The sequence below is a fragment of the Bradyrhizobium sp. S3.2.6 genome (genome assembly GCF_040546885.1).
GTDB classification, from domain to species: Bacteria; Pseudomonadota; Alphaproteobacteria; order Rhizobiales; family Xanthobacteraceae; genus Bradyrhizobium; species Bradyrhizobium cytisi.
Window position 1 is genome coordinate 55819 of the sequence record NZ_JBEPOS010000006.1, and the last position, 20315, is coordinate 76133.

General features: G+C 63.9%; 21 protein-coding genes. 5 read left to right on the plus strand and 16 right to left on the minus strand.

The window, feature by feature from the left end; translation table 11 throughout:
• Positions 1 to 36: 36 nt before the first annotated feature.
• The 6 genes from uxuA to ABID58_RS14170 all read right to left on the minus strand — a co-directional run bounded on the left by uxuA (position 37) and on the right by ABID58_RS14170 (position 6305).
• The gene (gene uxuA, locus ABID58_RS14145; RefSeq protein ID WP_354033086.1) at positions 37 to 1227 is read right to left on the minus strand and encodes a mannonate dehydratase; all 1191 of its coding nucleotides are present in this window, start codon (positions 1225 to 1227) and stop codon (positions 37 to 39) included.
• A gap of 13 nt (positions 1228 to 1240) precedes the next feature.
• Positions 1241 to 2290: an L-idonate 5-dehydrogenase gene (locus tag ABID58_RS14150; protein ID WP_354033087.1), complete on the minus strand. Its 1050-nt coding sequence runs from the start codon at positions 2288 to 2290 to the stop codon at positions 1241 to 1243.
• A complete protein-coding gene (locus ABID58_RS14155) occupies positions 2287 to 3693 on the minus strand; it encodes a TRAP transporter large permease (protein ID WP_354033088.1) in 1407 nt (468 codons plus the stop codon). Before ABID58_RS14155 ends, ABID58_RS14150 begins: the two co-directional genes overlap by 4 nt.
• Positions 3694 to 3697: 4 nt before the next feature.
• Complete coding sequence (locus tag ABID58_RS14160) at positions 3698 to 4276, minus strand: TRAP transporter small permease (RefSeq protein ID WP_354033089.1); 579 nt, start codon at positions 4274 to 4276, stop codon at positions 3698 to 3700.
• Between the two features lie 173 nt (positions 4277 to 4449).
• Entirely contained in the window at positions 4450 to 5382 is a 933-nt protein-coding gene (locus tag ABID58_RS14165) for a sialic acid TRAP transporter substrate-binding protein SiaP (RefSeq protein ID WP_502916409.1), read from the minus strand.
• A 113-nt stretch (positions 5383 to 5495) separates the two neighbouring features.
• Positions 5496 to 6305: a FadR/GntR family transcriptional regulator gene (locus ABID58_RS14170; protein ID WP_354033091.1), complete on the minus strand. Its 810-nt coding sequence runs from the start codon at positions 6303 to 6305 to the stop codon at positions 5496 to 5498.
• A gap of 136 nt (positions 6306 to 6441) precedes the next feature.
• Here ABID58_RS14170 and ABID58_RS14175 point away from each other — a divergent pair, with 136 nt between their 5' ends.
• Entirely contained in the window at positions 6442 to 7938 is a 1497-nt protein-coding gene (locus tag ABID58_RS14175; protein WP_354033092.1) for a mannitol dehydrogenase family protein, read from the plus strand.
• Between the two features lie 89 nt (positions 7939 to 8027).
• Positions 8028 to 8435: a nuclear transport factor 2 family protein gene (locus ABID58_RS14180; RefSeq protein ID WP_148749512.1), complete on the plus strand. Its 408-nt coding sequence runs from the start codon at positions 8028 to 8030 to the stop codon at positions 8433 to 8435.
• Between the two features lie 43 nt (positions 8436 to 8478).
• Here the strand turns inward: ABID58_RS14180 and ABID58_RS14185 are convergent, their stop codons facing one another.
• On the minus strand, positions 8479 to 9201 hold the full coding sequence (locus ABID58_RS14185) for an HAD family hydrolase (protein ID WP_354033093.1): 723 nt from the start codon (positions 9199 to 9201) through the stop codon (positions 8479 to 8481).
• Between the two features lie 146 nt (positions 9202 to 9347).
• Here ABID58_RS14185 and ABID58_RS14190 point away from each other — a divergent pair, with 146 nt between their 5' ends.
• On the plus strand, positions 9348 to 10199 hold the full coding sequence (locus tag ABID58_RS14190; protein ID WP_354033094.1) for an SDR family oxidoreductase: 852 nt from the start codon (positions 9348 to 9350) through the stop codon (positions 10197 to 10199).
• Positions 10200 to 10235: 36 nt separating this feature from the next.
• Here the strand turns inward: ABID58_RS14190 and ABID58_RS14195 are convergent, their stop codons facing one another.
• Complete coding sequence (locus tag ABID58_RS14195; RefSeq protein WP_148749515.1) at positions 10236 to 11123, minus strand: dienelactone hydrolase family protein; 888 nt, start codon at positions 11121 to 11123, stop codon at positions 10236 to 10238.
• An 818-nt stretch (positions 11124 to 11941) separates the two neighbouring features.
• Here ABID58_RS14195 and ABID58_RS14200 point away from each other — a divergent pair.
• Complete coding sequence (locus ABID58_RS14200) at positions 11942 to 12520, plus strand: MarR family winged helix-turn-helix transcriptional regulator (RefSeq protein ID WP_354033095.1); 579 nt, start codon at positions 11942 to 11944, stop codon at positions 12518 to 12520.
• A gap of 13 nt (positions 12521 to 12533) precedes the next feature.
• Here the strand turns inward: ABID58_RS14200 and ABID58_RS14205 are convergent, their stop codons facing one another.
• The gene (locus ABID58_RS14205; RefSeq protein WP_354033096.1) at positions 12534 to 13466 is read right to left on the minus strand and encodes a hypothetical protein; all 933 of its coding nucleotides are present in this window, start codon (positions 13464 to 13466) and stop codon (positions 12534 to 12536) included.
• An 815-nt stretch (positions 13467 to 14281) separates the two neighbouring features.
• Here ABID58_RS14205 and ABID58_RS14210 point away from each other — a divergent pair.
• Complete coding sequence (locus ABID58_RS14210) at positions 14282 to 15052, plus strand: response regulator transcription factor (protein ID WP_187434668.1); 771 nt, start codon at positions 14282 to 14284, stop codon at positions 15050 to 15052.
• Positions 15053 to 15169: 117 nt separating this feature from the next.
• Here the strand turns inward: ABID58_RS14210 and ABID58_RS14215 are convergent, their stop codons facing one another.
• From ABID58_RS14215 to fliQ, 7 genes are all read right to left on the minus strand, one after another.
• Positions 15170 to 15625 (minus strand): hypothetical protein, encoded by a 456-nt coding sequence (locus ABID58_RS14215; RefSeq protein ID WP_148749519.1) that lies wholly within the window; start codon positions 15623 to 15625, stop codon positions 15170 to 15172.
• A complete protein-coding gene (locus ABID58_RS14220; RefSeq protein WP_354033097.1) occupies positions 15622 to 16191 on the minus strand; it encodes a flagellar biosynthesis protein FlgN in 570 nt (189 codons plus the stop codon). Before ABID58_RS14220 ends, ABID58_RS14215 begins: the two co-directional genes overlap by 4 nt.
• A gap of 44 nt (positions 16192 to 16235) precedes the next feature.
• Positions 16236 to 16715: a rod-binding protein gene (locus ABID58_RS14225; protein ID WP_354033098.1), complete on the minus strand. Its 480-nt coding sequence runs from the start codon at positions 16713 to 16715 to the stop codon at positions 16236 to 16238.
• Positions 16712 to 17131 carry a hypothetical protein gene (locus ABID58_RS14230; protein WP_354033099.1) on the minus strand — a complete coding sequence of 140 codons (420 nt, stop codon included), beginning with the start codon at positions 17129 to 17131 and terminating at the stop codon, positions 16712 to 16714. The genes ABID58_RS14225 and ABID58_RS14230 overlap by 4 nt, the downstream gene beginning before the upstream one ends.
• A 6-nt stretch (positions 17132 to 17137) precedes the next feature.
• A complete protein-coding gene (gene fliR / locus ABID58_RS14235; protein ID WP_354033100.1) occupies positions 17138 to 17890 on the minus strand; it encodes a flagellar biosynthesis protein FliR in 753 nt (250 codons plus the stop codon).
• Positions 17887 to 19968, minus strand: coding sequence for a flagellar biosynthesis protein FlhA (gene flhA, locus ABID58_RS14240; RefSeq protein ID WP_354033101.1), 2082 nt, complete (start codon positions 19966 to 19968; stop codon positions 17887 to 17889). The genes fliR and flhA overlap by 4 nt, the downstream gene beginning before the upstream one ends.
• A gap of 79 nt (positions 19969 to 20047) precedes the next feature.
• The gene (gene fliQ, locus ABID58_RS14245; RefSeq protein ID WP_148749524.1) at positions 20048 to 20314 is read right to left on the minus strand and encodes a flagellar biosynthesis protein FliQ; all 267 of its coding nucleotides are present in this window, start codon (positions 20312 to 20314) and stop codon (positions 20048 to 20050) included.
• Between the last annotated feature and the right edge of the window lies 1 nt (position 20315).

Sequence of the window (20315 nt, forward strand, 5' to 3'; positions counted from 1 at the left end):
TCTGGATTGCTTGGCTGCGCTCGCAATGTCGGTTCTTCAACGATGCTCGATCGCGCGGATCGCGCCGCGGAGCTCGGCGAGGCCGCGGAGGCGGCCGATGGCAGTATAGCCGGGATTTGTGCGCTTGGTCGCGGCGAGATCATCGAGCATGCGGTGGCCGTGGTCAGGGCGGAATACGATTTGCCTGTCCGGTGACCGCCGCGCGTTCTCCTTCAACAGCGCCTTGAGCACCGCGACCATGTCGACGTCGCCGTCGAGATGATCGGACTCGTGGAACGTCAGACCATCGGCCTCGCGCTTGGTCGCGCGCAGATGGGCAAAGGCGATACGCGGGCCGAAACGTTCGGCCATCGCAGGCAGATTGTTCTCGGCGCGCACGCCGAGCGAGCCGGTGCACAGGCAGATGCCGTTGGCCTTGGACGGCACGGCGTCGAACAGCGCTTGATAATCCTCTGCCGTGGACGCAACGCGCGGCAGGCCGAACAGCGGGCGCGGCGGATCATCCGGGTGCAGCGTCAGCGACACGCCGAGCTGCTCGGCGACCGGCGCGACACGCGCGAGGAATTCGGCGAGATGCTGCCGCAGGATCTTCGGCGTGATGTCACGATAGGTCTCTAACCGGTCGCGGAATTGCGGGATCGTCATCGGCTCGGTGGTCGAGCCCGGCAGCGCGCTGGCGATCGCCATGATGAGATAGTCGATGTCGGCTTGGCTCATCTTGTCGAACAGCGCTTTCGCGCGCGCCTGCTGCGCCGTCGAATATTCCTGCACGGCCGCAGGGCGCTTGAGGATATGCAGCTCGAACGCCGCAAAGCGGTCCTGGTCGAAGCGCATGGCGCGGGCGCCGTTTGGCAGCTCCCATTCCAGATCGGTCCGGCACCAGTCGACGACGGGCATGAAATTGTAGCAGATGATCTTGATGCCGGACGCCGCCACCGCCTCCAGGCTCGCGATCCAGGCTTCGATCGACTTCGTCGCCTTGGCCCCGAGGCGCTTGACGTCGTCGGGGATCGGAATCGATTCCACCACCGACCAGGTCAATCGCGAGCGGCCCGGCTGGCCGTTCTCGATGAAATTCTTGCGCTCCTCGACCGCCTTGCGTGTCCAGGCCTCGCCAATCGGCACCTGATGCAGCGCCGAGACGATATCGCTCGCCCCGGCCTGCCTGACATCGTCCAAGGACACGGGATCATCGGGCCCGTACCAGCGCCATCCCTCGAGCATCATGCGTTCTCTCCGATCAATTGGCGGTCAGCACGACCTTGACGCTCTGCGAGCGGTCGAGCGCCAATCGCAACGCGTCGGGCGCGGTCGAGAGCGGCCGCTCGGCGGTGACCAGCGACAGCACGTCGACGCTGCCTGCACCAATCAATTCCACCGCCGTCATGAATTCAAGCCCGAAGCGGAACGAGCCGCGCAGGTCAATCTCTTTTGCCATCACGGCATTCGACGGTGTCGGAATCTGGCCGCCCGGCAGATTGCCGATCTGCACCACGACGCCACCACGCCTGACGGTGCCGATGGCGCTGGCAAGGCCGGCGGCCGTGCCCGAGACCTCGAATGCAACATCGTAGGGACGCGAGGCGGCCTGCGCCTTGAGGCCCTCGTCACCATTTGCGACGTTCTCGACATGCGATGCGCCGAGCCGGGTCGCGAAGGCGAGCGGGGCCGGCGCGATGTCGGCCACGATGATGTCAGCCATGCCGGCGCGGTGTGCGGCCAGCATGGTCAGAAGCCCGATCGGGCCGGCGCCAAAAATAATGCCACGCTTGCCCTGGATGTTGCCGGCGCGCGCGACCGCGTGCAGGCAGACCGCGAGCGGCTCCGCCAGCGCCGCGGCCTGATAGGACACATGATCCGGGATCTTGACGCACTGCGCCGGGATCGCATCGAAATAATTGGCAAAGCCGCCCTGCATGTGCGGTGTCTTCGACGCAGAGCCCATGAAGTAGATATTTTCGCAGAGGTTTTGGCGACCCTCACGGCAGGCGCTGCAATGGCCGCACCAGCGCGACGGGTTGACGGCGACGCGGTCGCCGACCCTCAGGTTGGCTGCGGAGCCCGCGATCTCGACAACCTGGCCCGATATCTCGTGACCGAGCACCAGCGGCGATTTCACCACGAAATCGCCGGTCCGGGCGTGGCGGAAGTAATGCATGTCCGAGCCGCAGATGCCGCCGGCCCCGAAACGGATGCGCACCATCCCGTCGGCCAGCTTGTCGAGCGGATGCTCGATCATGCGCAGGTCTTCGGGGCCGAACAGGGTTGCGGCGAGAGATGTCGATGTCATTTGGAGAGTCCCATGTATTTCGGCAGCCAGAGGGTTAGTTCGGGAATGTAGGTGATCGCGATCAGCGCAAGCATCAGCGGCACCAGCCAGGGCAGGATCGCGACCGTGGTGCGCTCGACCGAGAGCTTCGCCACGCGGGCAAGCACGAACAGCACCATGCCGAGCGGCGGATGCAACAGGCCGATCATCAGGTTCAGCGTCATGATCAGGCCGAAATGGATCGGATCGATGCCGAGCTTGAGCACGATCGGCAGCAGGATCGGCACCAGAATGGTGATCGCCGCCGTGGTGTCGATGAAGCAGCCGACGAACAGGATCAACACGTTGGCGAGCGCCAGGAACACCCATTTGTTGTGGGTGACGCTGAGCATCCAGTCCGAGAGCAATTGGGCAGCCTGCGACACCGTCAGCAGCCAGGCGAAGATCGAGGCGGCAGTGACGATGAACAGCACCGAGGCCGTGGTCTCGATGGTGTCGAAGGTCGCCTTCGCCACAGTCTTCAAGGTCATGGTGCGGTAGCGCACGAGGCCAAGGAACAGCGACCAGATTACCGCCGCAACAGCGGCTTCAGTCGGCGTGAACCAGCCGAGGGTCATGCCGCCGATCAGGATGACGGGCGCCATCAGCGCCATCACCGCGGAGAAGTCGAAATACCAGTCGATCGCGAGCAGCACACCGAGCCCGATCACGACGGCCAGGTTGATCGACATGCCGGCGAGCGTCATCAGCCAGATCGCGAGCGGGAACGCGAGCACGATGGCGATCTCGAGGCCGGCCGAGCCGAGCTGCGGCCAGGAGAACGGCGTGTCGCTGCCCCATTTGTTCCTGTGCGCGAAGTAGGTGACGGTGGCCATCATCAGCAGCGTCAGGACGACGCCCGGAATGACGCCGCCCAGAAACAGCGCGCCGATCGAGACGTTGGCCATCATGCCGTAGATCACGAAAGGCAGCGACGGCGGAATGATCGGGCCGAGCGTGGCCGAGGCCGCAGTGACGCCGACCGAGAACTCGGTGGTGTAGCCATGGTCCTTCATCGCCTTGATCTCGATGGTGCCGAGGCCAGCGGCATCCGCGATCGCGGTGCCGGACATGCCGGAGAAGATCACCGAGCCGATGATGTTGACGTGGCCGAGGCCGCCGCGCATCCAGCCGACCAGCGCGACCGCGAATTTGTAGATGCGCCCGGTGACGCCGGCGATGTTCATGAGATTGCCGGCCAGGATGAAGAAGGGCACGGCGAGCAGCGGAAAGCTCTCGACGCCGGCGATCATGCGCTGCGCCAGCGTGACGTCGGGCGTCACGCCGCTGACCAGGATGTAGAGCAGCGACGACGCGGCCATGGCAATCGCCACGGGAACGCCGAGCAGCATCAGGACGAGAAAGCCTCCAAGCAACAGCAGCATGGCGTTATCCTTCAAAACCGTCGTAGGCGCCGGGACGTTCGAGGATCGAATAGCCCTGTCGCAGATGTTGCAGCGCGACCTGCAGCGAGCGCACGAACATCAGCACGAAGCCAAGCAGCACGGCGTAATAGACGTAATTCTTGGGAAAGTTGATCGTGGTCATGGACTCGTCGCCGATGATCTGGATGTAGACCCAGACCAGCTTGACGGCGTAGCCGAAGAAGGCGATCCGGATCAGGTCGATCGCTGTTGACAGCGTGCGCGCCGCGAGATGCGGCAGGTAGCGGTAGATCAGGTCGACCTGGATATGCCGCGACAGCCGCACGCACATCGAGGCGCCGATGAAGACCACGCCGATCAGGCAATAGGTCGCGATCTCCTCGGTCCAGGCGTAGCTGTCGTTGAGGACATAGCGGGTGAAGAACTGCAGGAAGACGGCAAGCGCCATCACCCAAAAGATCGCCAGCGCGATCCAGTCCTCGAACGCGTAGATGCCAAGATCCACCTTCGGCGTCGCCTCCTCCTCGAAGGTATGGGCGATCTCGTCCCCGGTGATCTGCCGGTGCACTTCGGCGGTCGACATGTGGTTACTCCCAAACGACTTGGTTCGACTGCGTCAAACTCGCTCCGCTCCTCATCCTGAGGAGCGCGGAACGCGCATCTCGAAGGATGGCCCCGGGCGACACCGGGGCCTCCATGGTTCGAGACGCGCGTTCCGCGCTCCTCACCATGAGGGTCTTAGAACGCAAGCGTCCGTTATTTCACCGCCTGGATCCGTTCCCAATCGGCCTTGCGATACCCAAACGTCTCGAACGCGACGTTCTTCAGCACGGTGTCGCGGAACTCGTTCTTGTCGACCTCGGTCACGGTCAGGCCCTTCTCCCTAAAGAAGGCGACGAGCTTGGCCTCGTTCTGCTTGATCTCCTCGGTGGCCTTGGCGGCGGCCTCCTGCGCGACGTCGGTGAAGATCTTCTTGTCCTCGTCGCTGAGCTTCTTCCAAAGCGCTCCGGCCACCACCGTGTTGAGGTGATCGACGATGTGGCCGGTCAGCACGATGTGCTTCTGCACCTCGTAGAACTTCTTGGCCTCGATCGTGGTCAGCGGGTTCTCCTGCGCCTCGACGGTGCCGTTCTGGAGCGCGAGATAGACTTCGGCAAACGCGATTGGCGCCGTGTTGGCGCCGCAGGCGCGCGGCATTGCGAGATAGGCCGGCACGTCGGGCACGCGCATCTTCAGGCCCTTCAGGTCCGCGCAGGTCTTGATCGGCTTGTTCGAGGAGGTCTGGCGCACGCCATAATAGGTCACCGCGATGATGTGGTGACCGCTCTTGTCCTCATAACCCTTGGCGAGCTCCCTGAAGATGTCGCTCTTGGTGTAGGCGAGCAGATGATCGGCGTCGCGGAATGTGTAGGGATAATAGGTCACGCCGATCGGCGGAAAGCTCTTGGCCGCGAAGCTCGATCCAGAAATGATGATGTCGACCGAGCCGAGCGAGAGGCCCTGGTTGATGTCGGCTTCCTTGCCGAGCTGGGAGGCCGGATAGACGTCGATCTGATAGCGCCCGTTGGTGCGCTTGCCGATCTCCTGTGCGGCCCAGACCGAAGCGGTGTGGAACGGCTCCGAGGTCTCGTAGACATGAGCCCATTTCAGCTTGGTCTGCGCCAGGCCGGCATGGGTCGTCGCGAACATTGCAGCGGCCGAGACCGCCAGCACCGTCGTTATCTTCTTCAACACTGAATATTCTCCCTGACTTAAGTCTGCTTCTTGTTCACCCGCCCCAAACCGAAGCGAGCCGCCCAATCTCATCGCCGCCGCGCGCTGCCGCTTTTGGCCTGCTTCTTCGACGGTCGTTTTGGCTTCGCCGGAGCTGCGCCGGATCGCGCGGTCCGTTTCCGCATCGCCGGCGATCCCGTGGTGCTCTCGGCGCCAAAATTCTGCGCAAAACGCTCCTGCGAATGCGCGAGATGATCGCGCATCGCGTCACGGGCCGCCGTTGGCTGACGCGTCGCAATGGCATCGCGCACGGCCCGATGCTCGCCGAGCGCGGTGCGCCATGTGCCGGGATTCTCAAAATAATGCGCAAGCTGCGCGAAATAGGGATTGAGCCGCTGGTCGAACAGCTCGCCGACCACGCGCACCAGCACGGCGTTGCCGAGGCATCCGGCGATCGCGATGTGGAAGGCGCGGTCATGGACCATCGAGGCTTCGCCGGGGTGCGCGACGTTCTCCATCGCGACCAGGGCGGCATCGATGCGTGCGATATCGTCCCTGGTCGCCACGCGCGCGGCCTGCTCGGCGATGGCGCTTTCGAGGAATTCGCGGGCGCGCAACAGCTCGAATGGCCCCTCTATCACGGCGGACGGCGTTGGCGTGGCGTCCGAAGGGTCGATCACATAGATGCCGGACCCGACGCGAATGCGGACGCGTCCTTCCACTTCCAGCGCGATCAGGGCTTCGCGCACCGTCGGCCGCGATACCCTGAGCTGATCGGCAAGCTCGCGCTCGGTCGGCAGGCGACTGCCGACGGCGTATTCACCGCTATCGATCAGGCTTCGCAATTGATCGGCGATTTGGCGATAGAGCCGTCTCGCCTCCACGGCTTCCAGCGGCACGCTGGCCTCCCCTATAGATCTCGCCGGTCGATCCGGCGGCCCGCCAATTTTGGATAATTGGCCTTACCAATTGACCGAAGCATTGACCGAGGACGGCCGCCATGTCAAGCAGCCGCCAAACACAGGGAGAGACACCATGCGGCTTAGTTCAACGCGCCTTGGCCGCGCCAATCTCGACCGGCTGCCGCCAGCCATCCGCCGCCCGGCCTACGACCGTTCACGCGTGACGCCCGGCATCGTGCATCTCGGTCTTGGCGCCTTTCATCGCGCCCATCAGGCGGTCGTCATCGACGATTGCCTCGCCGCCGGCGCCACGTCATCGGCCAGCTCTTGGGGCATCATCGGCGCGAGCCTGCGCAGTCCGGACACGCGCGACGCCCTCGCCCCGCAGGATCATCTCTACACGGTCGCCGTGCGCGCCGCCGAAGGCACCGAGCATCGCGTCATCGGCGCGTTGCTCGACAGCGTCGTCGCGCGCGAAAAGCCGGGCGCGCTGGTCGAGCGGATGGCCAATCCCGCCATTCGCATCGTCTCGCTCACCGTGACCGAAAAGGGCTATTGCCACACGCCGCAGACCGGCGATCTCGACGAGCGGCATCCTGATGTCGTGCACGATCTCAACAATTTTGACGCGCCACGCTCGGCGCCCGGCTTCATCGTGGCCGCACTGGCGCGCCGACGGGCGCAGGGACTTTCGCCGTTCACCGTGCTGTGCTGTGACAACCTCGCCGCCAACGGCCACACCGTGCAGCGGATCGTGACGCAGTTCGCGGCACTCCGGTCGAAGGACCTCGGCAAATGGATCGCGGATAACGTTGCCTTCCCCTGCACCATGGTCGATCGCATCGTGCCGGAAACGACGGATGCCGACCGCGATGCGGTCGCCGCGGCACTCGGGATGCGTGACGCCTGGCCTGTTATGACCGAGCCGTTCACGCAATGGGTGGTCGAGGATCGCTTTGCCGCGGGCAGGCCCGATCTCGCTGCCGCGGGCGTCGAGCTCGTCACCGACGTCAAGCCGTTCGAGTTGATGAAGCTGCGGCTGCTCAACGCCAGCCACTCCGCGCTCGCCTATCTCGGCTATCTCGCCGGCTACGAGACCATCGCCGATACCATGCGGGATCCGTATTTCGCGCGCCTCGCCGCGCAGGTGATGGAAGAGGCCGCGGTGACGCTGACGATGCCTGCGGGCACCGATCTCGCCGCCTATCGCGCCTCGCTGCTCAAGCGTTTCGCCAATCCGGCGCTGCATCACCGCACTTGGCAGATCGCCATGGACGGCTCGCAAAAGCTGCCACAGCGGCTGCTCGGCGCGATGCAGGATCGCCTCGCCAAAAACCTGCCGATCGCGACGCACGCGCTCGCGGTGGCGGGCTGGATGCGCTACGTCACCGCACTTGACGAGCAGGGCCGCGCCATCGACGTGCGCGATCCCCTCGCCGCCGAGCTCGCGGGCCTGGCGCGCGAGGCCGGTCCCGTCGCGGAACGGCTGGCGCCCGCATTGCTCGGCGTGGAAAAAGTGTTTGGACCGCTCGGTGCCGAGCCGCGCCTGCGCGAGGCCGTGACCGCGGCGCTCGGCCGTCTCTACAAGGAAGGTGCGCGGCGCGCGGTGGAGACGCACGTTTCGGCATGATCAGAAAGTGGGCAATAATGCTGCACTGCGTCCAAAGTCGGACTGAAGTCGCGCTTGATTTTTGCCTGCCGTTGCCGCACCCGAGAGGCATGGCAAAGGACAACAAGGTCATCGCCGCGAACGCGGCTTTTTACGCCGCCTTCGCGACCGGCGATTTCGACGAAATGAAGCGGATGTGGGCGGATGACGACGCCATTTCCTGCATTCATCCCGGCTGGCCCGCGATCGTCGGCCACGCCACCGTGATCGGAAGCTGGCGCGACATCCTGCAAAATCCAGAACGTCCGCAGATCGTCTGCGCCGAGCCGCAGGCGATCGTCGACGGTGACAGTGCGCGCGTGCTCTGCATCGAGATCGTCGACGGCACCGCGCTCGCCGCCGCCAACCATTTTCGACGCGTCGGCGACGGCTGGCTTCTGGTGCATCACCAATCGAGCCCGATTGCGCAGATTGTCGAGCAGGCTGAGGACGATAGAGCCAGCCACCGGGTGCACTGACCGCGGCAGCGTTCTACTGTGCATGGGGTTGTTTTGCGGTTTTTTATTTGACGGCGAGTTCCGACAGATCGTCCAGCACGAACCGAGCCGCGCTGAAATCATCATCCTGGAAAAACATGCTGCGCGTGATGAGCACGGGAATGTCGGCCCGCGAGGCCGCAATCAGCCCGTTGGCGGAATCCTCGATCGCAACGCAGTCGGATGGCGCCAGCTTCAGTCGCGCCAGGACATCGAGATAGACATCCGGCGCCGGCTTCTTGTGCCTCACATCATCGCCGGCAACGATCGCATCAAAATCCGCGGCCCAGCGCGCTCCCAGCGCCCGCGACAGCAGCGCATCGATGTTGCCGTGCGAGGTCGTGGTCGCAATCGCAAGCCGCTGGCCACGCGCCTTGGCCGAGGCAAGCAGGTCCGTCACACCGGGCCGCAAGGCGCAGCAACCGGTCTCGACCAGCTCGGCATAATGGGCGGTCTTGACGCGGTGGAGCTCGGCGATATCGGCATCCGACAAGGGCGGCGCGACCCACTGCCTGGTGTGGAAGGCGCGGATGCGTTCCTTGCCGCCGGTCACGCGCAGCAGATCCTTGTAGCTGGCCCGGTCCCAATGCCAGTCGAGACCGTGACGGGCAAAGGCGTGGTTGAAGGCCCGCCGGTGCAGCTCCTCCGTCTCGGCCAGCGTCCCGTCGACGTCGAGGATCAGCGCGGCCGCGCTCCGGACCAGATCCGCCGCGCCGGATCGCGCTATGATGGCCACGTCCGCCTGCATGGTCGACGCCTCCCTGTCACGAGCGAGCATCGCCCGAGGCAGCCGGCGAGTAAAATCGCAATATCTTTTGCCCGACCCAAAAATCTCTTATGAGCGAACGACGCGCGGCTGGCGCGAACGGGAACTCCGACCTGCACAGGAGACGCATGCGGCTCTTCATCCTCGGCCTCGGCTACAGCGCCCGGCATTTCGTTCGCAAATTCGGCGGCAGCTTCTCGCATGTCGCCGGCACGGTCCGCGATCCCGCCGCGCAGGTCGACCTTGCCGGGATCGAAGTGCATGGCTTTTCCGGCAGCCGCCCGGCTGACGCGACGGTCGACAGTATCGGCGATGCCGATGTCCTTGTGATATCGATCCCGCCGGGCGGCACCGGAGACCCCGCAATCGCGGCGCTCGGCGACGTGCTCGCGGCGGGCCGCCACAAGGTCGTCTATCTCTCCACCATCGGCGTCTACGGCGATCGCGCCGGCGGATGGGTGGACGAGAGCACGCCCCCGCAGTCGACCCTCGACCGCGCACGGATGCGGATCGCGGCGGAGCAGGCCTGGACGGAGACGGCACGCGGCGACGTCGCGATCCTGCGGCTAGCCGGCATCTACGGCCCCGGCCGCAACGCGCTGGTGACGCTGCGCAGCGGCACGGCACGGCGCATCATCAAGCCCGGCCAGATCTTCAACCGCATTCATGTCGACGATATCGCCAGCGCCATCATGGCCGCGATCAACCACAACAGCGGCGGCACCTGGAACGTCTGCGACGACGAGCCCGCACCGCCCCAGGACGTGATCGCCTACGCCGCGCAGCTGATGGGCATCGCTCCGCCGGACGAAGAAGCGTTCGCGACCGCCGAGATGTCGGCGATGGCGCGCAGCTTCTATGCCAGCAGCGCCCGCGTCTCCAACGCGCGGCTGAAGCAAGAGCTCGGCGTCGCGCTGGCCTATCCGACCTATCGGCACGGCCTCGATGCGCTGTGGCGTGCGGGCGACGGACGCGCTTAAAAGGGCGGCCGATCGGCCGCCCTTTTATATTCAGCGTCAGCTCAACACGCCGTATTTCTTGAACCAGGCCTGCGCCTGCTTCCAGGCATCCTCCGCAGCATCCTTGCGGTAGCTGCCGCGATAGTCGGCATGGAAGCCGTGCGGCGCTTCCGGATAGATCTTGAATTCGGCGGTCTTCTTGTTCTGCTCGAGCGCCGCCTTGAGCTGCTCGACCTGGGCCACGGGAATGCCGGTGTCGGCGCCGCCATAGAGGCCGAGCACCGGCGCCTTCATCTCAGGCGCGAGCTGCAGCGGGCTCTTCGGCCACAGCGGATTGGGCGCATCGACCGGCGGACCGTAGAAGGCAACGCCGGCCTTGAGCGTGCCGTTATGGGCGGCATATTCCCAGACCGTGCGGCCGCCGCGGCAGAAGCCGATGATGCCGAGCTTCGCGGTGTCGCCGCCTTGCGATCCCGCCCAGGCCACCGTCGCGTCGAGATCGGAGAGCAGCTCGGCGTCCGGCTTGGCGTTGACGACCGGCAAGAGGTCCTTGATGTCGGTGATCTTGGTGAGGTCCGTGCCCTTGCGGAAGTAATAGTCGGGCGCAACCGCGAAGGCGCCGAGCTTGGCGAGGCGCCGCGTCACGTCCTTGATGTATTCGTGCAGACCAAAGATCTCCATCGCGACGATGATCACCGGAGCCTTGGTGTTACCGGCGGGGCGGGCGAAATAGGCCGGCATTTCCTCGGAACCGACCTTGATCTTGGCATCTCCAGCCTGGAGGCCGCCGGTGTCGGTCGTGATCACCTCGGCGCGGACCGGCCCTGCCGCAAGCGTGTAGCCCGCAGCAACGGCCGCCGTGGCGCTCATGAAGCCGCGGCGCGACACCGGGGGCGGCTCAATCAGCCCTATAACGTCAGACGTGATGATGGTTTCGATACTCATCGGTTGGTCCTTCCTGATGCCTTGCCCCAGTGTCTGAACCTTCAGGCGAGGCATTCGCCAATAATTGCCGGCGAAACGCAAATCACCAGCCTGCGAGCGCCGGGCCTTTCAGATCCGGCGATCACGCCGCTTCACCGGCGCAGTCTCCGGCATCAGGCTCATCGCGACAAGTCCGACGGCCAAGCACGATGCCGCCGATCGGCCGCCTCACGAAGCCGGCGCCGATGGTCGCAAGCGGCAGCATCAGACTGCCAAACTCACTTCCGGCGGCCAGTGCCGTGCGTTTGACGTTGAACGGCTCTGCTTGGAGAGGCTGAACTTGAAAAGGCTTTGCTCGCTTCCCGACGACACTCTCGAATTCCCAAGTGAATGTGTGCCCGATTTAACCGCGTGACCGCATTGCGTCGCAACATCCATTAACCGAAAAAGGGGTTCTCCCGCTGCCAGCGGCGCCATCACGCGTTGCAGATTGTGTGCGGTTTCGCGCAATTCGAAACGTCTCGCCGCAACTATCGGGCTCGATCGTGGCCGCAACGACACATGATGTTGCCCGGGCACAGCACACCGCCCGACATTTGAGTGAGAGACCGCACCATTTGACTGAAGTTTTCAGATCAGTTGAGCCGTCATATTTACTCGAACTTTCTTCGTGACGCTCTAGTTCCACTCCCGAATGTTCCATCTCCAGAACGGAGAAGCGTCTTCCAAGCCGGCAATTGTTTCCGCTTCGAGCGAAGCTCGACAGCCTCATTCTGACCCGCAGCGATTGCGCTACCGACGGCTCAATTGAATAAAGCTTTATCTGATCTGGCATCGATATGAATTTGGCTCGCGAAGCAATTGAATTATTGGGACAGGTGGCGCGAATCCTGTGGTTCGAAGGCACCAAAAACGGCATGCGCGATCGCGAGTGGATGGCGCTGCGCTTTCTCTCCCGTGCCAACCGATTCTCAAGGACACCTTCGGCGCTGGCAAGCTATGTCGGCACCACGCGCGGCACCGCCTCATTCATCATCGGCGAGCTCGAGCGGCTCGGCTATGTGGAGCGGAAGCGCTCCGCCACAGACAAGCGCTCGGTGATGCTGAGCGTGACGCAGCAGGGCAAGAAATTTCTGGCTCGCGACCCCGTCAATGGCCTCGTCGAGGCCATCGCCGTCCTCGATGACGACAGCAAGATCCGCTTTCGCGACACCTTGCGACACGTGCTCGATCAGGCGGACGCCGTCGAACAGCGGCACCACACCGACGTCTGCAAGCGATGCATTTTCCTCCGGGAGGATCGCACTGCTTCCGAGAACAAGACGACGGTCGAATTCACCTGCCGGCTGTTTCGCGCGCCGATCGCCGAACCCGAGATCGACCTGCTATGCACCAGCTTCGAGCATCACCGACAATAGAATTGTCCGCCGCTCATTTGCGCGCCGAGTAGACAACGCCGCCACTGGTTTCCACCACCAGACGGCCGTTCTCGTTCCTGATCTCCTCGATGCGACCGAGATTGGGGACCTGCTGGCCGAGCACGGCCTCGACGACACCGCTCGGCCCCTGCAGGATCGCAATGCCTTCATAAGCTTGGCGAACCGACCAGCCCTTGACCGCCTTTCGCGGGAGCGAGCTGCGTTCGGCCGGAGACACCGAGCCCGTGGTCTCGGGTGCCGCGACCGAGGCCATCATCGGCATCGCCGGCGACGGCTGCGCAGCAACGGGAGGCGGCGGCTGGACCTGGACCTGGGCGAGCCTGTCGAGCTTCGCGGTCGAGGACGAGCTCACACGCTCGATGCGATCCAGATTCTCGGCGAACCGGCCGAAACGGTCGCTGGTTGCCTTGCTCGACTGATCGACGGCGGTTCGCAGGCCGTCGAGATTCTCGGACACGCCGGACAATTGCTTGCGCAGCTGCGCGACCGTATCGCGCAGGTTCCTGATCTCGGCACTGGCCGCGGCATTTGTCTGGCTCGGCTGCGTGGTGAGATAGGCAATGACGCCGGTACAGGCGCAGACCACCAGGATGGCGGCAACCGCCAATGTCGCGAGCGGCGCGACCCATGTCGGACGCGGCGGCGGCGGCTTGGCCACGATCACCGCCGGCTTGATCACGACCGGCGCAGGCTTTGGTATCGCCATCTTGTCGAGGCGCGCCTTGGCGCGAATACGCTTCAATCCCTCGAGCGCTGCTTTGGCTGCAACTTCGTCACTCGCTGCCGATACGGGCTTCACGCCTGCCGCGGGCTTGGCCGCGCGCGGCGCATTATTGCTCTTCGTGTCGCGCGCTTCCGGAGCCGGCTTCGCCGCTGCGGTCAAATCCGCAGTTTCGGCAGGACGCGTTTTTCCATCGGACAACATTTGAAAATGCTCCGTTCGTTTTCGATCTGTTGAACGAAGCTAGTCGGCGAAGCTTGCCTGAGACGTGCGCATCAAAAAATCTTTTCGTCACAAACAATGCGGCGTCGAATGAGTCCAACGCGTCATGCACGAGGCGAAAGTGCGACTCGAAAGACACACACTCGCCAAGATTTCGCCAAGCTGGAGTCCCACCGCCATACATGAGTCGAATTGTCGCAGGCGGGTGTGCGGCCAGGAGAGTCAATCCGGGATTGAAATCCCCTCCCTGCGGTGGCTCTGCGCCCCTACTCAAAACAGCTATGTTTCTACGGGTATATGGAACTTTATGACCGTCACGGTGCAAAAGTAGTTTGATATCAAAATCAACTGATACGTTTTGGCATACAAAGAAACAACCGGAAACAAACCAACAGCATCAAGCACACGTAGCAAACGCTTTGTTTCGCACGCTTGATCGGGAATCGGCAATTGTTACGGTCCTACACAAGTGATTCTCGCCAGTTGGCGAGGAGATCGACTGAGTTCAGTAGCGTTCGGACGCAATCGGCAACGTACGCAACTGCTCTAGGTCGCTGTCTCACCGCTCCGCGGGGTGATCCGTAAAACACCCGCCGGGCCTCACGCAGTAAGCGTTCAGTATCGAGTCGAAGTAACAGGCCTGCTCACGCAGGCACTGAATGCGTAGGGCTGCCCGCGAACATCGAAACCATAACAACGGTTCGCGGGAGGGAAATATCGTCAAACAGCATGGCGTCGCGCCGGGGCATCACACCACCTCCCGGCCGCTGCAAGTGCGAAACAGGGGCGACAGACTGATGTATATAATCGTTGATGATCGCGAGAGCGTCACGAACAGCTACGTAGGAGGGCTCGTTCGCGAGGGCGTCTCGTCGATCGGATTCTCCTCCGGAGAATTCTGGGACTGGCTGCAATCCGCGAACGAATCGGACCTGGCAGCGGTCGATGCCTTCCTTCTGGGGGATTGCGATGCCCGCGGAAGCCTGCCAAGGGCGATGCGCAAGCGGTCCACGGCTCCGATCATCGCCATGAGCGGCCAGAAGATGCTCAAGAATACGCTGGAGCTGTTTGAATCCGGCGTGGACGACGTGGTTCACGTGCCGATTCACCTGCGTGAGATCCTCGCCCGAACGGCCGCGATCGCGCGCCGCCGGGTGGGCGAGCTGCCGAGGCCCTGCGAGACCAGGATCCAGGTCTTCTTCAACGGACGTGACCCCGAGATTGCGGGCCACGCCCTCACCCTGCCCCGCCGCGAGCTGCGCATTCTCGAGTATATGGTCAGCAATCACGGCAAGTGGATCACCAAGACGCAGATCTTCAACGCGGTCTACGGCATCTTCGAATCCACGTTCGATGAGAGCGTGATCGAAAGCCACGTCAGCAAGTTGCGCAAGAAGCTGCGAGACCGACTCGGTTTCGACGCGATCGTGGCACGGCGCTACGTCGGATACCGGCTCAATATCCCCGCCAACGAGGCCATCGACGAGCCGATGCAGGAGCTCGACGAAGTCGGCATCCTCCTGAACCGGGCACATGCCGCCCCGGCGGCCTACCCGGCTGGCAACTGACGCGCCCGAGCCGCGGCTCACAAACGACCATCGGCCTCTGCGGGGACACCCGCAGAGGCCGATTTGTTTTCAACGGCAGAAACGTCGTTACGCCGGTGCAGTCTCGCGCCCGGCGCTTTACGGCTTCTGCTGGAATTCTTCCTTGGAGACGTAGTTGAAGTCCTCGACCAGCACGTCCTGGACGATGTCGGCCTGCATCCGCTCGTTGACGCGCTGCTTGATCCCTGCGGTGAGGACAGAGAGGTCGTAGCGGGCGAGCTTCCTGAAATCGAGCTTGTCGTCGGCATAGATCCTGCGGAAGGCCTCGTCCACGACGAACGGCTCGGGCGGAACGGTAAGCTGGTGCATGGTCCGGGCCTCCACCGTATAGACGAAGCGCGCGACGATGTAGCCCTGCACCGCGCCGCTCTCTACCATGGGTATGCTCAGCGCCCGAGTCTTCTGGTATTGCAGCCCGTCGAGATATTCGTCCTTCGGCAGCAGAGTGCCGTTTTCCTTCCAATAGGCCACGCCATAGCTCGTGCCCGCGGTGAGGATGCATACCCAGAGCCCGGCCAGCACCAGCTTGATCATTTTTCGTCCCGCGCTGCGCGACCGGTGTAGGTGCCGTCCGACTCTGCGTCCTTGATCGCCCTAACGATGATGGCCGCGACCTCACGCACGGCGTCGTAGTGCATCTCGAGGAGCGAACGGTTTCGCTCGAGCTTTTCGCGCAGCCGCTGGATCTCACCCGTGATCTCGGTTTCGCCGCCGAGATGCATCCGCGCCCGCATCAGGCGGACGAATTCCAGCATGCTCCGGCTCTTGCGCATGCTGAAATCATCGAAATCGACCTTCTGCCCGGTCGCGAGCGCGACGGTTTCTTCCTCGACGATGTTCTCGAGCCGGCGAATCGCGGATAGCAGGCCGCTGATCTCCTCGGACCGCGTCGCCTCCAATCTTGCCGCTTCGGCGTCGTCGGACGGCATGTCGCCGCCGACATTCGGCAGGAGCACCGGCAACAGAGCATCGCCCGATGCGGCCGCCGTCATCACCTCGGAGTCCAAGACCTGGGAGTCCAAGACCTGGGAGTTCAAGATCTGCCGTTCAACGATCGGTTGCTCCATCACCGGAAGCGTTGCGCCTTGTTCTACCTGCATAGCAAATTCACCCTTCAACTTTCCTCGCCCATCTCCCAGATCCATCAGCCCGACTTGCCCGTCACATCCGGACCAGCCGGATGCGCGGACGCGAGCTGCTTGGCAATTCCGATCCCCTTGCCCTTCGCAAGCTGGGCGCCAAGCTGCTCGGCCAGCATCGATTTCCAGACGCCGCCGGCGGTGCCCTTGCCGAACACCTCCTCCGACTCCTTCGGCAGCATCGTCTCGACGAAGGTCTGGAGGATGAACGCCTCGAATTTGCGATAGACATCGTCCGGACCGGGCTTCTTGATCACCTGCACCGGCGGCCCGTTCACCACCCCCGACTGCGCTTCCGTTACCTTTGCGGCGGATTGATCGGCCGCTGCCGCGGTCGCCTTGCCGGCCTCGGCGTCCATCGTCGCGGCAAAATCGGCGCCCGACGATTTCAGCGCGTCGAGCTTCGCAGTCGCGGCGCGCTGCGCCACCGGATCGGCGGCGTCGAGGACGTCGAGGACGAGGTCGGGTGTAGCTGTCACGATCATGTCTTGTTCCGGCTGGCTGGCCACGGCGTCAAATCGTGCATGACGGCATGTGTCTCCGTAATTTCCTCGAGCGAACGCTGCTCGGCATCGCGCAGCTTTTCGGCGAGCGCCACCTTGGCGACCTCCTCGAGCTGCTTTACCCGCCGGCTCTCCGAGCGGACCCTGTCGAGCTGCATCGCAGAGCGCTCCTGTACGGCGCGCGCGCCGACGGTCGTCCTGTTGAGGCGCCTCGCAATCGACTCGCTCGACGATCCGGCCGGCGGTTTTCCCTCGTTCAGAGCCCCGACCAGCCACGCCTGCTCATCCTGCATAGTCTGCTCCTGCTGCCGCAATTGCGCGAGCTGCCATTCGGACAGACGGAGCTGAAGCTTCACCAGCGAGACGATCCGACCGAGCTTGTCCGCGCGCGAGGTCATGGCCCGTCATCCCGCCAGCCATGACGACATGCCGAGCATGAATTGCGTCAGCAACTCGTCGCTGATGAGGTAGAGCAGCAGGAGACCGCCGACCAAGACGAACGGCACCGAGACGAAATAGACCGCAATCGACGGCGTCAGCTTGTTGATGAGGCCGACCGAAAAATTGACGATGACGGAATAGACGATGAAGGGGCTGGTGATCCGCAGCGTCAGCACGAACGCGTCCGTAAGGCGGGTCGCGAGCTGGTTCAGCGCCATCTCGCCGCTCAGTTTCTCACCGGGATGCCAGACGTCGTAGGAGTTCATCAACCCGCGCAGGACCTGCCAATGCTGGTCGGTCAGGAAGAACAGGGTGGTGACCGCGGCCATGATCAGCGGCACCGAGGCCGGCGTCGGATCGTTGTCGCCGATCGGCACGCCCGGGATGTTGCTGAGCCCGATCGCGCTCGCCATGACGGTGGACATGGTCTGGAGCGCGAGGAAGAACACGCGCCCACCGAGGCCGATGACGCTGCCGACCAGGAGCTCGGTTCCGATCAGCAGCGCGAGCGTCAACGGCGGCGCATCGTCCACGAGCGGCTTCAGGACCGAAACCAGAATCGGCGACAGCGCGAACGTCGTGACGAGCGCGACGAACAGGCGGATCTGCGGCGGAATGTTGGTGCTGGAATAGCCCGGCACCAGCATCAGGCAGGAGCCGATACGGCAGAACACGATGAACGTAGCGAGCACGTTGTCGGCGAGGCCGCTGATCACGAGATGGCTCCGAGCGCCCGGATCTCGGCGCTGCGAGCGACCTCGACATGCGACACGATCGGCAACGTCGGGAACACCCGTTCCAGAATCATGCGGACATAGGGGCGGGCTTCCGGGGTCACCGCCAGCACTACGCTGGTGCCGTCCTCGGTGAATTTCCGGATCGCAGCACTGGCTTCGGTCGCGAACTGTTCGATCAGGCGCGGGTCGGCGTCGAACTCGACGACGTCGCCCTTGCCATCGCGCTTCAGGTTCTGGTGAAAGGCGAGATCCCAGCGGTTGCCGAGGCGAAGGACGTTGAGCACGCCATTGTCGGAGAGATCGCCGCAGATCTGCTGAGCCAGGCGCATGCGCACGTGCTCGGCCACCTGCTCGGACCGCCGCACATGGGGCGCGATCTCGGCGATCGCCTCGAGGATCAGATGAAGATTCCGGATCGACACCCGCTCGCCCAGCAGGATCTTCAGGATCGCCAGCAGGCCCGAATAGGAGATCTGCGACGGACAGAGATCGTCGACCAGGCGCTTGTACTCCGGCTCGAGCCGGTCAAGCAGTCCGCGCATGTCCTTGTAGGACAGGAGCTGAGGAAGATTCGCCCTGAGCACCTCGCTCAGATGCGTGAGCAGCACCGACAGATTGTCGACCGGCTTGCAGCCCTGCCGCCTGACCTCATCGGTGAAGGCCTCGGTCACCCACAGCGCCTTCATGCCGAACGCAGGCTCGATCACCTCGTCGCCGGGTACGTCGGGTTTGCCGTCCTTGTCCACCAGCACCATCACCTCGCCGATCCTGAGCTCGCCATGAGCGACGCGGGTATCGTGGATCCGGATCTGGTAGCCCTTCGGGTCGATCGATAGACTGTCCGACAGCTTGATCTCGGGAACGACGAAACCATACTGCTTGGCAAACTTCTTGCGGATCTTGCTGACGCGGTGGGCAAGCTCGTTGCGCGAGCCGAGCAAATGGACCGACAGATGGCTGCCGAGCGACAGCTCGATCTCGGCGGTCTTGAGCGATTCCTTGACGGACTCCTTGGCATCGCTCTGCGCACGCTCTTCCGCCTTGCGCGCCGCCGCCTTCTGTTGCGCGGCAGCCTGCCGCCTCGGCAGCGAGTAGCCGACAAAGGCCATGACGCCGCCCAGCAGCACGAATGGCGCCATCGGCAGCCCCGGCATCAGGGCGAGCACGAACATCATCAGCGACGCCGCCGACACCGCGCGCGGGTAGCCGCCGAGCTGCCGCAGCACCGCCTGCTCCGCCGACCCCCTGGTGCCGCCCTTGGAGACCAGGAGGCCCGCCGAAAGCGACACGATCAGCGCCGGCATCTGCGTGACCAGACCGTCGCCGACGGAGAGTTTTGTGTAGACGTCGGCAGCGCGCGACAGCGTCAGACCGTGATGGGTGACGCCGATGATGATGCCGCCGAAGATGTTGATCGCGGTGATGATCAGGCCGGCGATGGCATCGCCGCGGACGAATTTGGAGGCACCGTCCATCGCGCCGAAGAAGGAGCTTTCCTCTTCGAGCTCGCGGCGCCGGCGCTGCGCTTCCTTGTCATCGATCAGGCCCGCCGACAGGTCGGCGTCGATCGCCATCTGCTTGCCCGGGATGGCGTCCAGGGTGAAGCGTGCGCCGACTTCGGCGATGCGCGTCGCGCCCTTGGTGATCACGACAAAATTCACCGTGACCAGGATCGCGAAGATGATCAGGCCGATGACGAAGTCGCCGCCCATGACGAACTTCGAGAAGCCGGCAACGACATGGCCCGCAGCCTGTTCGCCCTCCCCGCCGCGAGACAGGATCAGTCGGGTCGTCGCGACGTTGAGCGCCAGCCGCAGGATCGTCGCGATCAGCAGCACGGTCGGGAACGCGGAGAAATCGAGCGGACGCTGGATCCACAGCGCGACCATCAGGATCAGGGCCGACAGCGCGATCGAGAAGGCAAGGCCAAGGTCGATCAGGAACGGAGGTATCGGCAGGAACAGGATCGTGAGCATGGCCACGATACCGCCCGCGAAGAAGGCATCCGCGCCGAAACGTCGCGGGTTCGGCAGGCTAGCAACTAAAGTATCGGCCATGGGTCACCGGCAGCAGGGTCCGCCCTGCAATTTGCCCCGCAAAGCTTACGCGGGGGTGGTGGCCGGAGCGTTCCGCGGATCAGAAGCCGTGCTCGATCCGCGAATAGACCATCTCGGTGAAGGTGGAGATATGTGCGCCGATGAAGGAGCCGGAGACGGCGACGACCACGAGGATGACGACGATCTTCGGAACGAAGGTCAGCGTCGCCTCCTGGATCTGGGTCAGGGCCTGGATCAGCGCGATACCGACACCGACCAGCATCCCGGCGCCGACGGCGGGTCCGCAGGCAACGAGGATGGTCCAGATCGCCGCCTGGATGATGTCGAGGGCGTCCCGCTCGTTCATG